The organism is Aeromonas simiae, from assembly GCF_014892695.1.
Lineage (GTDB): Bacteria > Pseudomonadota > Gammaproteobacteria > Enterobacterales > Aeromonadaceae > Aeromonas > Aeromonas simiae.
Map to the genome: position 1 here is coordinate 1856444 of NZ_CP040449.1, position 13684 is coordinate 1870127.

14 protein-coding genes are annotated in these 13684 nt (G+C 55.4%); 2 read left to right on the forward strand and 12 right to left on the reverse strand.

Going from position 1 to position 13684, the window contains the following annotated elements:
* Positions 1-4 precede the first annotated feature (4 nt).
* Together benC and benD are read left to right on the forward strand one after the other, a co-directional pair.
* Positions 5-1033, forward strand: a complete 1029-nt coding sequence (benC, locus tag FE240_RS08805; RefSeq protein WP_193004206.1) for a benzoate 1,2-dioxygenase electron transfer component BenC — start codon at positions 5-7, stop codon at positions 1031-1033.
* Positions 1030-1809: a benzoate diol dehydrogenase BenD gene (gene benD, locus FE240_RS08810; RefSeq protein WP_193004208.1), complete on the forward strand. Its 780-nt coding sequence runs from the start codon at positions 1030-1032 to the stop codon at positions 1807-1809. The genes benC and benD overlap by 4 nt, the downstream gene beginning before the upstream one ends.
* A gap of 1675 nt (positions 1810-3484) precedes the next feature.
* Here benD and FE240_RS08815 read toward each other — a convergent pair.
* The 12 genes from FE240_RS08815 to FE240_RS08870 all read right to left on the reverse strand — a co-directional run bounded on the left by FE240_RS08815 (position 3485) and on the right by FE240_RS08870 (position 13480).
* Complete coding sequence (locus FE240_RS08815; protein ID WP_193004210.1) at positions 3485-3775, reverse strand: addiction module antidote protein; 291 nt, start codon at positions 3773-3775, stop codon at positions 3485-3487.
* The gene (locus FE240_RS18940) at positions 3772-3891 is read right to left on the reverse strand and encodes a type II toxin-antitoxin system RelE/ParE family toxin (protein WP_264293202.1); all 120 of its coding nucleotides are present in this window, start codon (positions 3889-3891) and stop codon (positions 3772-3774) included. The genes FE240_RS08815 and FE240_RS18940 overlap by 4 nt, the downstream gene beginning before the upstream one ends.
* 686 nt (positions 3892-4577) lie before the next feature.
* Positions 4578-7487: a DUF927 domain-containing protein gene (locus tag FE240_RS08825; protein WP_193004212.1), complete on the reverse strand. Its 2910-nt coding sequence runs from the start codon at positions 7485-7487 to the stop codon at positions 4578-4580.
* Entirely contained in the window at positions 7474-7767 is a 294-nt protein-coding gene (locus FE240_RS08830; RefSeq protein ID WP_193004214.1) for a hypothetical protein, read from the reverse strand. Before FE240_RS08830 ends, FE240_RS08825 begins: the two co-directional genes overlap by 14 nt.
* The gene (locus FE240_RS08835; RefSeq protein WP_226799077.1) at positions 7764-8027 is read right to left on the reverse strand and encodes a hypothetical protein; all 264 of its coding nucleotides are present in this window, start codon (positions 8025-8027) and stop codon (positions 7764-7766) included. The genes FE240_RS08830 and FE240_RS08835 overlap by 4 nt, the downstream gene beginning before the upstream one ends.
* Complete coding sequence (locus FE240_RS08840) at positions 8024-8284, reverse strand: hypothetical protein (protein ID WP_193004216.1); 261 nt, start codon at positions 8282-8284, stop codon at positions 8024-8026. Before FE240_RS08840 ends, FE240_RS08835 begins: the two co-directional genes overlap by 4 nt.
* Positions 8281-8988, reverse strand: a complete 708-nt coding sequence (locus tag FE240_RS08845; RefSeq protein WP_226799079.1) for an ash family protein — start codon at positions 8986-8988, stop codon at positions 8281-8283. The genes FE240_RS08840 and FE240_RS08845 overlap by 4 nt, the downstream gene beginning before the upstream one ends.
* Before the next feature lie 13 nt (positions 8989-9001).
* Complete coding sequence (locus tag FE240_RS08850; protein WP_193004218.1) at positions 9002-9667, reverse strand: hypothetical protein; 666 nt, start codon at positions 9665-9667, stop codon at positions 9002-9004.
* A gap of 13 nt (positions 9668-9680) precedes the next feature.
* A complete protein-coding gene (locus tag FE240_RS08855; RefSeq protein WP_193004220.1) occupies positions 9681-11216 on the reverse strand; it encodes a P2 family phage major capsid protein in 1536 nt (511 codons plus the stop codon).
* 38 nt (positions 11217-11254) lie between these two features.
* Complete coding sequence (locus tag FE240_RS08860) at positions 11255-11518, reverse strand: ogr/Delta-like zinc finger family protein (protein ID WP_226799081.1); 264 nt, start codon at positions 11516-11518, stop codon at positions 11255-11257.
* An 8-nt stretch (positions 11519-11526) separates the two neighbouring features.
* A complete protein-coding gene (locus FE240_RS08865; protein ID WP_193004222.1) occupies positions 11527-11754 on the reverse strand; it encodes a helix-turn-helix transcriptional regulator in 228 nt (75 codons plus the stop codon).
* 511 nt (positions 11755-12265) lie between these two features.
* Positions 12266-13480: a tyrosine-type recombinase/integrase gene (locus FE240_RS08870; RefSeq protein ID WP_193004224.1), complete on the reverse strand. Its 1215-nt coding sequence runs from the start codon at positions 13478-13480 to the stop codon at positions 12266-12268.
* Between the last annotated feature and the right edge of the window lie 204 nt (positions 13481-13684).

Here is a 13684-nt window from a genome sequence, read left to right on the forward strand (position 1 = left end):
GAGCATGAGCTACAACATTGCCCTCAACTTTGAAGACGGCGTGACCCGTTTTATCCGCTGCAACGCAGGGGAAACCGTGCTGGATGCGGCCTACCGCAACCGGATCAAGCTCCCCATGGACTGCGCCGACGGCGTGTGCGGCACCTGCAAAGGGCGCTGCCGCCAGGGAAGCTTCGAGCTGGGTCATGACTACATCGACGCAGCCCTGACCGAGCAGGAGCGGGCCGCAGGCAACATCTTGACCTGCCAGATGGTTCCCTCCAGCGACTGCGTGGTCGATATTCCAGCCGCATCCAGCCTGTGCAAAACCGGCACCACCGAATTTGGCGGCACGCTGGCCGAGATCAACCTGGTCTCCCCCACCGCCATCGCGCTGAACGTGGTGGCCGATGAGCCCATCCACTTCCTACCCGGCCAGTACGTCAACATCCAGGTACCGGGCAGCCATGAAACCCGCGCCTACTCTTTCAGCTCCCGTCCGGGGTGCCGTGAGCTGCACTTTTTGATCCGCAACGTCCCGAGCGGCCTGATGAGCACCTGGCTGGTGAGACAGGCCAGGATCGGCGAGCGCCTCACTCTGAGCGGCCCCATGGGGGTGTTTTACCTGCGCCCTGTGGTGCGCCCTGTGCTGATGCTGGCCGGGGGCACTGGCTTGGCGCCATTCTTGGCCATGTTGGCGCAGCTTAAGGTGACGGGCTGCAAGCAGCCGGTGCACCTTATCTACGGCGTCACCCATGACGACGATCTGGTGGGTATCGAAGCACTGGAGCAATGCGCGGCCGAGCTGGATCAGTTCAGCTTCAAGACAGTGGTGGCTGATGCCAACAGCCGCCACCCGAACAAGGGGTATGTGACCCACCACATGGAGCAGGCCACGATGGGACAAGGTGAAGTGGATGTATACCTGTGCGGGCCGCAACCCATGGTGGACGCCGTACTGACACACTTTCGCGACCAGGGCATTGAGCCGGCCTCCTTTTACTACGAGAGGTTCAGCCCCAGCATTGCCGCCATCACGGAGCACGTCGCATGAGCGCCCGCTTTAGTAACAAGGTCATGGTGATCACCGGCGCGGCCCAAGGCATAGGGCGGCGGGTGGCCGAGCGGGCGGCGGCGGAAGGCGCAAGCCTAGTACTGGCCGATCTGGCGGAGTATGTGCACGATCTGGCGGCCGAGCTGCAACGTCAGGGCCGCGAGGTCATCGCCGTGCAGACCGATCTGGAAACGTGGGAAGGCGCTGAAACCCTGATGAACCAGGCGCACGCGCGCTTTGGCCGCATCGATATCCTGATCAACAACGTGGGCGGCACCATCTGGGCTCAACCCTACGAGCACTATCGCCCGGAGCAGATCCAAAAGGAGATCCAGCGATCGCTCTTTCCTACCCTGTGGTGCTGCCGGGCCGCGTTGCCCTATATGTTGGCGCAGCAGGGAGGAGCCATCGTCAACGTATCGTCGGTGGCCACCCGTGGCGTGATGCGGGTGCCCTACGGCGCAGCCAAGGGGGGGGTCAATGCCCTCACCGTCAATCTGGCCTATGAATACGCCGAGCAGGGGATCCGGGTCAACGCCACCGCCCCCGGAGGCACCGAGGCGCCGCCCCGGCTGACCCCGCGCAATACCGATCCCCAGAGTGAGCAGGAACGGCTGTGGTACCAGACCCTGGTGGATCAGACCAGAGCCACGAGCCTGATGCACCGCTACGGCACCCTGGACGAACAGGCGTCGGCGATTTTGTTTCTGGCATCCGATGACGCCAGCTACATCACCGGCACGATTTTGCCGGTCGCCGGCGGTGACCTAGGCTGATCAGCAGCCAAGGCTGCCCAAAGGCGGGGCCGCGTTTTACTCGATCGCGGCCCTCCCCCAACACTTGGCGGGTAGGTGAGCTGACAGCATCAGCGGCGCTGAGGCAAACAGTGCTCAACCAGAGCAGCAGCGCCACCTGCGCCTTCCTCCTTTCAAGGGAAGATGCGGCTCTGGCGCGCCTCATATCGCTTGCGACGGCGACGCTCTAGCGCACTACGGCGTAATACCACACGAGGTGGCGGCGCTGTTGCCCCACTCGATGCGGCTTAACTGGCACTCATTGATGGGGTAGAAACCAGCACCTCTTCTTCAAGCGAGCCTCGAGGTGAGTGTCGATGGACTTTCGAATGTGGCTAAACCTGCGTGGACATAATGTAGGCACCGGCGATGTGCGCTACATAAACAAAAAAGGCCACTCGTTGGAGTGGCCTTTTCTAACATGCTGATATTACAGCATTAAATCGTGGTGCCCGGAGCGTCTCTAGAATCGAGCAAATAACATTATGATTTTGTTGGTTATTTTTATTCGTCATCATTGTTTGTGCCCCCAAAAAGGCCCCCAGGCTCGTTTTCCTTAGCCCCTAAAAGGCGGCCAGCCAGAAGAAGCCCAAGGGTCTGGCGGTAGCCTGTTTGACACACTGACCATCCCCCATCGCATCAGCGACCGCCTGAGAGCTCATGAGGGGCTTCCTGTGCATCGGCGCAGGGCTGACCATCCCCCAACGCACCAGCGACCGCCTGAGAGCTCCTGAGGGGCTTCCTGTGCCATCGGCAGAGCCGACCATCCCCCAACGCACCAGCGACCGCCTGAGAGCTCATGAGTGGTTTCCTGTGCCATCGGCAGGGCATGATCATCCCCCAACGCACCAGCGACCGCCTGAGAGCCCCTGAGTGGTTTCCTGTGCCATCGGCAGGGCATGACCGCCCCACGTGGTAGCACCTCACGGAAAATAGAAAATCCCCCCCATTTGGCTTGGTGTGTTCGGTCATCCGGTTCGGCTGTTTGCGGCTGATCCACTCACCAGGATCGGGAGGCGAGGCACCTTAAAAATTTCACTCGTGAAATTCTTCAATCGAGCCAAAACAGCCAGCTAGGCCGCGCCACGTCTGGGCTTGCCACTTTTGCACGCTGGTTGTACCAGTTAGACGCCTGTCTGTTCACAACCCACGAAAAATAGAATTTATTTCATAGAATTCAATTGGTTGCGTTTTTTCGTTTCGCGTTTTCGTGGTGATCGAATCGCCACAAAACGATCACAAAATGCAGTTTTGTGAAATTCTGGTTTTACCCCAAAGCCCCAATACTGGCGCGGGCTGGCGAATAGAAATGCACAAAAAAAAATTTCACAAAAAAATTTATATACAGCCCGCAGGTGGGGGGGGAGGAGTGCGGATTCCGTGAGTCAGAGGATCTCGCCGTAGATACTGGGCTGCGGGCCTGTGTGGTGGCCACAGAAACAGAGAATAATCGCCATACAGAGTCCGATAGGCTTGGTGAGGCTGAATAGAGTTGCGCATAAGTATTCATTTGAGGATGTTTGTTGCTAGCGGTGGCGGCCCCTTGGCGTGGCGGTAGTGGTGGGTTAGGTTGTTGACCTTCAGCAAAAAACAACAGGGGCGCCATTGTAGCGCCCCTGTTGTTTTTGATGGCGAGTTATCCGCGCCGGGTATGTTCTTATTTCGCGTGTGCTCGAGCAGTCAGATCAACTCCCAACGCTCGCATCACTGCCTGCGTGGTTTTTAGTGTGGGGTTCCCGCGCACGCTGAAAGATGTGTATAGCTGCTCTCTGGCCAATCCTGTTTCCCTGGCTAGCTCTGACATTCCTTTGGCGCGGGCAACGACCTCCATAGCCTTGGCGATATAGGCGGCGTCTCCAGTTTCCAGGGCATCCGTTAGGAATACGGCGATAGCCTCCGGGCCGTCCAACGCCTGTGCTAGGTCATAGTCATAGATGGGTTCTGTCATTGTGGCCTCCACTCGTTTGCTAGGCGCTTTGCGGTATCTATATCCCTGGCCTGGCTGCCCTTATCTCCACCGCATAGCAGGATGACAATTTCAGTCCCCCGCTGCTGGAAGTACACCCGGTAGCTTGGGCCGTAATGAATCCTCAACTCACTTACCCCTTGCCCGACGGTGAGACGTCTCCGGGGAGATCGTTAGCGAGACGGAAGATCCAGGCAGCAATAGCGGCCTTTGCTCGCTGAGCTTTCAGCTTGCTTTCCCATGCCATGAAGGCGGCGGTTTGCTTGATCTCGATCACACTTAAGCGTGTAGTTTATAAATTACAAAAATTCAAGTTGGTACGCGTTCCCCGGCAACCGCAATGCAAAAAATAAATATCGCCAGCCAGAGAAAAAACTATTGACGTAAACTCAGCAGCTTTGCTATTCGCGCGCACCTGCGCACACCTGACTCAAAAAACGTAGGTAACCGAGGTAACGAGGTAACTTGACCCTCTAGGCCGCGCCGTTACTGGGTTTCTTGGTTACCTCGAAAAAGTAGGGCCGAGGTAACTTTTTCCATCGAGGTAACCTGCTTTGTCTCGGTTACCTCAGGTTACCTCGTGGTTACCTCGAAATTTCACCTTCAAGGTAACCAAGCAAACCCTTATAAATAAAGGGCTACAGCTTGATTTATATCTGTGGTTACCTCGTTACCTCAACTTTTAAAGTTTTTCGTGCGCGCGGCTGCGCGCACGCGTGATACATGCTCAACCAGAAAGAAGCAAGGGCCGCACATGGCGACCCTGATCGTTCTTCTGGCTGGCTTATTCGTCGTTTTCCGGCTCTTCGGCTGCATCTGAAAGAACCAGCTCGGTCAGATGATAGACTCGGCTAGCCTTGCTCATGCCTGGCAACTTAACCACGCTTTGCGATCGCTTCTGGCTGTCCTTTGACGGGCGCAACCAACCCGCCTCAACGCACAATTGCGCCGCTCGCTTTGGATCGTGCCCCTTGGTGACCTCCGCCCAAGCCGACGGCAAGACGATAAAGCTCACGCTGCCCCCCTCCACCTTGCGGTAACCCACCATGTTTGCCGGGCGGTGATTAGGGTCAAACCAGTCTGCAAAGCGGCTGAACTGATGCGCAACCATAAAGCCCCGCACTTGATCGCGTGTCGCCTTGTCTTCCTTGTTACCCAAGTGCCCCCGCTCATCCAACCACGCCTTGAGGCACACCCGCACCGACCTTGTAGCCTCCCCCTGGGGCCAACCGGTGATCCCCAGCTCGCTCGCCAACTCACCCGCCGCCGCCACCAGGGCAAAGCGGTTGATAGCTCGCCCGACCTGATTACCGGCATCCTTTGGGGTGAACTCATACGCCAAACGCTTCATCTCCGCCTTCAGCCGCTCCCTGTACACATCCAGCCCTGCGGCCAACGCTTCGGCATAGGTACGAAAGGCGGTGCCGTATTCGCGCTTACAGGCATCATTGAGCGCATCTGCGAACGCTCGCCCGTCCGGCTGGCTGTGAAGCGCCTCAAACGCCCCATGCTTGCCGGTGCTGCTCGGGATCTGAATAGTCCGCACCTCCATCCCTGCTTGTGTGCGTTTGCCTGCCTCGGCGGCATGATCTTCAAGGGACAACTCACCGGTCGAGAGGAACAGCAGCCGCCACGCTTTGCGCTCGCGCAATTCGCCATCCTGGCGACTGCGGCCCTTGCCTTGTCCGTTCGCCAGCATGTAGGCCACTTGCCCGGCCTCGCGCCCGTCCAGCTCGCCCAACTCATCGAGACACAGCAGCGCATCATTACGCCGTCCGGCAATCCCCTCGATAGCGTTACCAGTTGCCCGCCAAGTGTGGCTAAAACGATCAGGCTGGCCGTAAACACTTGCCGCCGCCTTCATGATGGTTGATTTACCGTCTGTACTCTCGCCCTTGAGGTGGAAACCACCGCCCTCAAGCCCCACCAGAGACAGCAGGGGCGCGGCAAAGGCCAAAGACAGGGCAAACCCAAGTCGGCTGTTACCAACAGCCACAGAGGCAATTTGGCGCTGCCATTCGGCCAGCTCCCCGGCACTGGTGAAATCGCTGTCCATGTAGCCACCCGATTGCAGGATCACATCACCGGCATTCGGCCCAATGCCACCGCTTGGCAGTACATACGTTCCATCATGCCAACCGGTATGTTCAACACAGGTGATCTCACGGCTCGGCTGGCACATCATCAGATAGCGGGTGAACTTGTTGCGCTTCTCCATGTTCACGAACGCCAGCCCGCCATCAACCAGTGACACTAAGGCCGCTTCCCCTCCACGTTGGATCAGCCTGTCCATTGGCATAGCCCATTGACGCAGACGGCCTTTGCTGTCCTGCCACTCCAACAGTTTTCCATGACCATAGCCCCGCTCGTTGGCGGTACGTGCCAACACGCGCACAACTGGCGATAACAGCACCTCTTCACGCCGCGCCTCTTCTCCGCGCCCGACCCACTCAATCCCGTACAGCCCGCCATGTTTGATAATGAACCCTTCCGGCAGATCATCATTTTCATCGTGTGCCTGCGAGGCTGGGTCTGCTTGCTGATCCGGCAGGAAGCCGGGATCCCCTTCTTGTACCGCACTTACTGGGTTTGGCTCAGTGCTCACCCCCTGTGCGCTGTCCGGGGTTGCCTGCTTGGCCGCCTGCTGGCCCTTGTGCTTCTTCTGGCTAGCCGCTTTTGGCGTCTCGGCTGGCGGCGGCGCAACAGGGATCACCCCCATGATCACCGCCCCTGTGTCCTCACGCCCATAGGCTTGGTGATAGTCGTTCCAATCACCTGGGGCAGGCGGTAGCGACACCAGCCCTCCCACGGCTTGCGCGGCCTCCTCGGCCTTGACCTTGCCGGGGTTGTTCGGCTTGGCCACGTCGTTGTCACCACACACCAAGATCATTGCCTGGGGATATTGCCGGCGAGCCGTGCCGGCCACGTTCACCAGGTTACCGGCGTCCATCGCACAATAGACCGTGGCCCCGGTCACCAGGTGCACAGATAACCCCGTGGCATAGCCCTCCACCACGGCAATCAGATCCCCGCCATCGATGCGGTGATAAGCCCCTTGTTTCTGACCACCTGGCAGATAGCTCTTGAATCCGTCATGCCGAATAAGTTGCACGTTCACCAGGTAGCCGCCTTCGTCGGTCAGTGGCACCACGGTTGAACCATGGGGAAAGCTCTCCTTGCCAATGGCGATCACCGTGCGTGTCATCAGCCCATGTGGCCATCTCACGCGCTTACCGACCAGATAGGGAGAATGCCCCGTTTGGCAGTCCTGCACGATAGCAGCGGCCCGACTGGCGGCCTTCTTGCGCATCAGCTCGCCTTGCTTGCGCTCCTGCTCTGCCCTTGCCTGTTGCGCTTGCTGTAAGCGCTCACGCTCTGCGGGATCCATCCCTGCACCGCTTAACCCCACCAGAGGGGCCACCATGGCGGCAGCCTCCTTGAGTGGTTGACGGGTCACCCTGGCAACCAAGTCCAACCCGTCACCCGCACCGCACTCGTTGCAAATGAATGTACCGCGCCCCCCCTTGTCATCAAGGCGGAAACGGTCTTTCCCACCACAGGCTGGGCAAGGGCCATGCTTGCGCCCACTAGGGACATCGATCCCCAATGACGCCAAGACCATAGGCCAGCGCCCACAAGCGGCTGCCGCGACATCAGAGACTGTGCTTGCATAGTGGTTGTTATTCGCGCTCATGATTTTCCCCTTGTTCTTGTTGCTTCTGTCGCTCCTCTTCGCAGATCTTGGCGGCCTCAATCGCGAATATTTCCGCCCGCAGAATGTGCTCGTGTGTTTCAGGCTTGAAATAAACGACTCTCTCATACCCGACGTTGGGATCAGGATGTCTGCACGTCCTGGCTTCGCTCGTGATCTCCAACAGCCGTCTGGGCAATAAACTGGGGTCTAAACCAAGTTCCTGGCATTGAAATTTCAAGGTCTGTATGGAGTAGCCGTCACCCCGTTCGAAGGCGCTCACAGGTCACCCCCAGCCAGCAGATCGACCAGCTCATGAAATGCCCGGTCATCTAAACCGGCTTTCAACTGGCGGGCCTTTTTGGCAGTCACAGCGAGCGCCGTACCTCGGGCCTGGGCGATGAACTGGCCACGGGCTTTACGGCTCGGGAAGACGCTCAAGCTATCCGCTTGCGAGCGTTTGCCGGTGCGTGGATTGATAGGGTCAACGAATCCGGGTTCGTTGGCTGCTGCCCATGCGAAAAAAGTGAATGGCATTCTCATGACATACCCCCTTCACGGTTCAGCTGGTCGTTAAGTTCGCTGATATGGCATGAATTTTCGTGCAGATTACCGGCAACCAACTCCAGCAAGCCAGAAACCCCATATGACAGAGTTGCAGGGTCAAAACGGGGATCGGTCTTGGTTTGTTCGGCATTGCTTGCCAACAGGTAAGATAGGGTTTGGAGTGCGGATACAGAGGTATCAAGCTCAAGTTGCACACGGTTCAAATCGATATGATGGGTCAGATGGCTTGTCATGCTGCCACCCCCTTGTTACTCGGGGTGCGGGACAGGAACACCAGCGGCAGGCCAGGCAGATGGGCGCGGGCCTCAGCTTCGGTATGAGCCGTGGTCGAAACGGTGCGAATGCGGGGTAGCTCGGCCACACGACAACCGTGCGCAGCGAGCAGAAAGGTAAAGAGTTTGGATGTAGCAAGGGTGGGGATAGTAGCCATGATGGCAGCCTCTGAGTTCGATAGATATTCACTACCGACCAGAGTTTCCACACTCATGGCGGTAGCCCGAGCGGGGGTGGAAATACCGGCGAACCCAGAGGAAACCGGCCAGCCTGAAAGCTGCCCCGCCCGAGCCACCATGACACAGCAGACCCCGCCGACCAGATAGGCCAACAGCGCCCCAAGCAAAGGGGATCGAGTGCCAACAAAAAACCACGCAAGCGCGTGGGTTGGCGCTGAGTTCAATTCCGGGTTTCCACGCCCGGCAACGGATTTTGCCGTTGCGTTGAAGATCTTACCGTGTCGATACGTATCACGCAAGCCACCGAGTACCAGATGTTCAACTTGTCGCCAAGTATGCAGGTTGCGTCCATGAATGTATTGCGTGACAAGACTCGTCAATATAAGTGAAATACATTGCCAGCATTTCACATGAATAGCATAATGCACAGGTCTTTCCTTGGGTAAATTGAAAGGCAGTGGGAAATAGAAGTGGCGGGCGTACAAGGCCCGCCACTTTTTATTTGCGGTTTTTCATATGATTAACTTTGCATTTATAGGCAGGTGATGAACCCTTGCTGATTTCGTGATGATATTTAGTGTTGACTTGCTCAGTCAGCATTTCGGCAATATCCATGCGAACACCAGTTTTATCTGTATCCACATTATCCATTGCAGGCTTAAGCAATTTCATAAGTTCAGCTTGTGCCCACGCAATGGCGGCCTCCTCGCCTTCCGCAATCTTTTTGATTACGGCCAGTTCTGCAAGTCCGCCGATATGAGGCAGCAATTTAGCGGTTACCATTTTAATGCGACCAGTGATTTCAGCGTTGGCCAGGCGCTTGTATTCATAGCGCAACTTATTACGCGCATTCTCGAGCGCCGCATGGGCATTGGCAAGGTCAGGCCAATGGCACTCATCATCAATTTTTAGCGCCTCCAGCAGCTCACTTGCATCTTCCATGTGATTAGCCAGGTCACGCGATGACTGACGGTCTGCCATTGCTTCAGCAACACCGGCAGAAGGGGCCAGCACCTTCCAGTTATCTAGCTTACTTTTAGCATCCGCAATCATTGCCTTCAGTTCAGCTTGTTTATTGCGGATTGCATCCATTTCTGATGCGCTAGCATTAAAGCGAGATTTGGAATGCTCAAGATCACTCACTGCTTTTTCAATATGGTTCATGCTCTATCTCCTGTTATTTAGCAATGGATATGGCATCGAAAGCCGCATACGCTTTGGGCTCTCCCAACGAATAACCTGAATGGCGGTAATAACGCATTGCCCATGCCTTGCTATCATTCACGTCTGTTGCGTTTACTCGCTCACTATTTTCCTCAGTAATAACCATCATATTTTCAAGGAAAGTGATAGCGAAATAGTTTCTCGGCATATTTTGGTTGGTCATTACCGGCATATCGGCAATTTTCATGCGCTGGTCTTTATCGCGAACCTGGCCGGGCTTGATATAAGCCTGCTTGTGAGCCCGCAACAACTCGCCACCGACCAGCACAACCAAACGCGGGTCGTCGCGGTATGCTTCCGGCAGTTTGTTTACCAGGTGGTAGGCCATGGCATCCAGATCGGCATAATCGCCGCCACCTTTGACATCAAACACTACAGGGGCCAGCAATACACGCTCCCCAGCCTTATCGGCATCCTTTGCCGTCTGATGCCAGCCCCGCGCCACATCTTCCCCGTTGGGGTGAGCAGAGGGATCGGTCTCTGCTTCAGCGGCAATACCATGAAAGCCAATACGAATGATGTCTTCCGCCACGGCGAGCAACATCAAGCCCTGTAGCACCTCGTTGGCTTGCTGCTGGGTCATCCTGCCGAGGATTTGGCTCAGCTCACCCCAACTAAACACAGTGCCACTGTCCATATCAGTCAATTCTGGCGGGGTATGGCTAGGGGATGCCTTTACCTCAAACCGTTCGCCAATGCGCCGCCCGGTACGTAAGCCTGGTTTGAACCCATCGAACTGGGCTGCGTGGGGGTCTGCCACATGGAGAAATGTGATCCGGGAGAGAAGCGGGGAAGATTGCGCCAAGGCTGACGTCAGCGCAGCACTGGCAACGGGGTCAAGAAATCCGTCACGCTGCGAGAACGAAAAACGAAAGTCGCTGGTAATAACATTGATATCCATATTCATGGGCTCCGAAGTTGGCGCGTTAGTCACTGAAAATTGTTTGGTCATGTCATGTGTCATGGATTTAATGTGCTGGAATTGCTTATTTAGCTCCTTAGCGTGAGTAAGGAGATTGAAAAAGTCGTTATCTCTTTTTTCGACATAACTACCAGCCCACTGCATCGGTACGCCTCTCGGCGTGACACCTTGAGCACTAAATTTAAGTGCTGTTGTGCCGGTACTGTCAGGGGTATCGGTTAATCCAAGCGCAGCCAAATACATCTTGCCTGACTTGGCAAAATTAGGTCTTGGCTCAATCGAGCAAAAACAGAGCTTCCCCTCTTTGTTCACCTCAATAAGCGCGAGGTTTGGTTTCAATACAGCAAACAGTTTGGTAATGCCATTTTCCACAGCGGACTTTAATGCCATGACATGGCCCATCGGCTCTGTTCGGTTATGCTCTGGCCACATGGTGGCGGTATAAAACTCAGGGTCATAACTACTTGCCATATCGACAAGCCATTCAGGTTTAATTTCTTTTTCTGACACTGTTGGCCCGGATGAGGCAATGCATACCCATCCAGTTGTTATTTCTGGATTGACCATTTCAAACCTCACATAGTAATTTTGACGTTTGCACAGGGTTATTTATTCAGCTTGGTTAACTCCTCAATAATCTTTGTCCGTGCTTCAGGTGATAGTGCATCAAGTAGCGCAATAGCAACTGAATGGCCCTGTTTTGATGATGGCCTTGTTGTATGGCTATATGCCAGTGTTGAAACCCAAGCATGTCCGCAGGAAGCTGATTTACAACGACAATATAAACGAGAGACGTTTTCAGATATGCGGTCTGACTTGGTTATGATGCCAAGGCTGCCACACTGGTTGCAGCGAACTCGCACAGCCATAATGCGGCTCAGTTGCTAGCGGATTGACTAGTAGGGTTGCTTTTTTCAGCAATCCAGGCGCGCACATCAGCGACAGGCCAGCCGGTAACGCGACCGGATACCTTGACTGGCTTGGGGAACTTGCCAGCAGCAGACCAACGCCAGACCGTGACCACTGATATCCCCAGAACCTTGGCCAACGTGCCAGCCCGGACAAAGCCGTCCATTGGTAATTCAGATGATACGTGTAATGACATGTTGTGATATTCCTCGATGCGTCTTGCTATGTAGGACTATCTGAGCACAGAAAAAATAGTATTGAAATAGAATTTAAAATATTGACAGCTAGCGAATAGCTCTAAAATAAGTACATCGAGGGACATAGTGCCACAAATAGCGACATAATAGGACGGTGCTTGCTTTTGATTATTTTCACTAAAACGTGATCTATATCAAATTTCTGGGTAACCTAGGTAGTTGTTAGGCTGATAAAAATTGGCAGTTAGTTTGACTGTAGTGGGAATGAATCCATGATGCACGCCCCATAATCTGAGGTGGCTATCCAGGCGTTAATGTTATGGAGGGAAATAAAAATGATGGTGTGTATGCATGAGGTATTATTTCATCCCATGCAACACGTTATTGGCATATGTTTATTGCTATTATTTTTTTGATTTCACCATAGTAATAAATGGCAGTAATCGGTCAGAGCAATATATACAAGTACTGAGCGTGAGGTATTTCCACGTGTAATTTTCATCGACTTTATTAACCTGTCTGGCTGAAATTCACAGGCTGAACATTGCTCCCCTGCTGTGATTCATAGAAATCGGCTAGCCACTGTAATAGCTTACGCCGGTCGTCTAGGTATTCGGCGCGGTGATATGCCGCCCTAACCTTGTTACGCTCAGCATGAGCAAGTTGGCGCTCTATCACATCAGGGTTGAATCCCTCTTCATTCAGAGTGGTGGAAGCCAGCGCCCTGAATCCGTGCGGTGTGGCAATACCCTTGTAGCCCATGCGCCCCATGGCATAGCTCAAAGTGTTCTCACTGATTGGGGTAGTTAGGCGGCGCTCACTGGGAAACAACAGCTCACAATGTCCCGTCAGACCGCGCAGCTCATCAAGCACGGCCAGCACCTGGCGGGACAAGGGGACAAGGTGCGGGGCTCGCATCTTCATGCGTTCGGCGGGGATCCGCCATTCAGCCCGCTCTATGTCGAACTCATCCCAGCGCGCAAAGCGTACCTCACCGGGGCGGGTCATGGTCAACATAAGCAGATGGAAGGCTAGACGGGTTACCTGATTCATTGGCTCAGCGGCCAAGCGGCGGTAGAACTCCGGCAGCTCTGCCCGTGGCAATGCGGGGCGGTGCTCCTTCTTGGCCGCAACAAGCGCCCCCTTGAGGTCTTGCGCCGGGTTGTATGTGGCTCGCCCCGTCTGGATGGCATAGCGCATCACCGCGCTGATCCGCTGCAACACACGACCAGCAGTTTCAGACGCACCGCGCTTTTCCACCTTACGCAGCGCCTCCAGCATCATGGGGGCTGTCAGCTCGGTAACGGGTACCGCGCCGAGATCCGGGAATGCGTCGGCCTCCAGTGACTCGATCACTCTGCCGGCATGGCTTGGGCTCCATCGCGCCAACTGGCCTTGATGCCACTCCCTCGCAAGCACTTCAAAACAGTTCTCACGGGCTATCTGCCCGGCGATCTTGTCCTGCTTGCGAGCAAGGCACGGATCAACGCCTTCAGCGATAGATCTCCGGGCATCGTCTCGCCTGGCTCTCGCCTCTTTTAGCGACACTTCAGGGTAGACCCCCAGGGCTAGTTTCTTCTCCTTGCCGGCGAAGCGATATTTCAGCCGCCAATACTTACCGGACTTATTGACTAGCAGGAAAAGCCCCTTCTCATCGGTCAGCTTGTCGCCGCTCGGTTTGCCGCTCCATTTGGCTTGTCTTGCTGTGATGTCGTTCAAAGGCATTGGGGCCTAAATCTCCCGTGTTGGGGGCCTAAGTCCGCTATCCGTGGGGGCCTAAACTATTTTCCTTGAGGCCTTACATGGCAACGGCTGGCCGGTGTTTTGGGGGCCTAAATTCACCCATTGAGATTTAGGCCCCCAAAAAGGCCCCCAGACTTGGGGGCATGTATCGACACGATATGATACGACAAGACACAACAAAAAACC

Coding starts and splice junctions, on each gene's coding strand:
- benC (WP_193004206.1), top strand. CDS start 5: ATGAGCTACAACATTGCCCTCAACTTTGAAGACGGCGTGACCCGTTTT.
- benD (WP_193004208.1), top strand. CDS start 1,030: ATGAGCGCCCGCTTTAGTAACAAGGTCATGGTGATCACCGGCGCGGCC.
- FE240_RS08815 (WP_193004210.1), bottom strand. CDS start 3,775: ATGACAGAACCCATCTATGACTATGACCTAGCACAGGCGTTGGACGGC.
- FE240_RS08825 (WP_193004212.1), bottom strand. CDS start 7,487: ATGAGCGCGAATAACAACCACTATGCAAGCACAGTCTCTGATGTCGCG.
- FE240_RS08835 (WP_226799077.1), bottom strand. CDS start 8,027: ATGAGAATGCCATTCACTTTTTTCGCATGGGCAGCAGCCAACGAACCC.
- FE240_RS08840 (WP_193004216.1), bottom strand. CDS start 8,284: ATGACAAGCCATCTGACCCATCATATCGATTTGAACCGTGTGCAACTT.
- FE240_RS08850 (WP_193004218.1), bottom strand. CDS start 9,667: ATGAACCATATTGAAAAAGCAGTGAGTGATCTTGAGCATTCCAAATCT.
- FE240_RS08855 (WP_193004220.1), bottom strand. CDS start 11,216: ATGGTCAATCCAGAAATAACAACTGGATGGGTATGCATTGCCTCATCC.
- FE240_RS08860 (WP_226799081.1), bottom strand. CDS start 11,518: ATGGCTGTGCGAGTTCGCTGCAACCAGTGTGGCAGCCTTGGCATCATA.
- FE240_RS08865 (WP_193004222.1), bottom strand. CDS start 11,754: ATGTCATTACACGTATCATCTGAATTACCAATGGACGGCTTTGTCCGG.
- FE240_RS08870 (WP_193004224.1), bottom strand. CDS start 13,480: ATGCCTTTGAACGACATCACAGCAAGACAAGCCAAATGGAGCGGCAAA.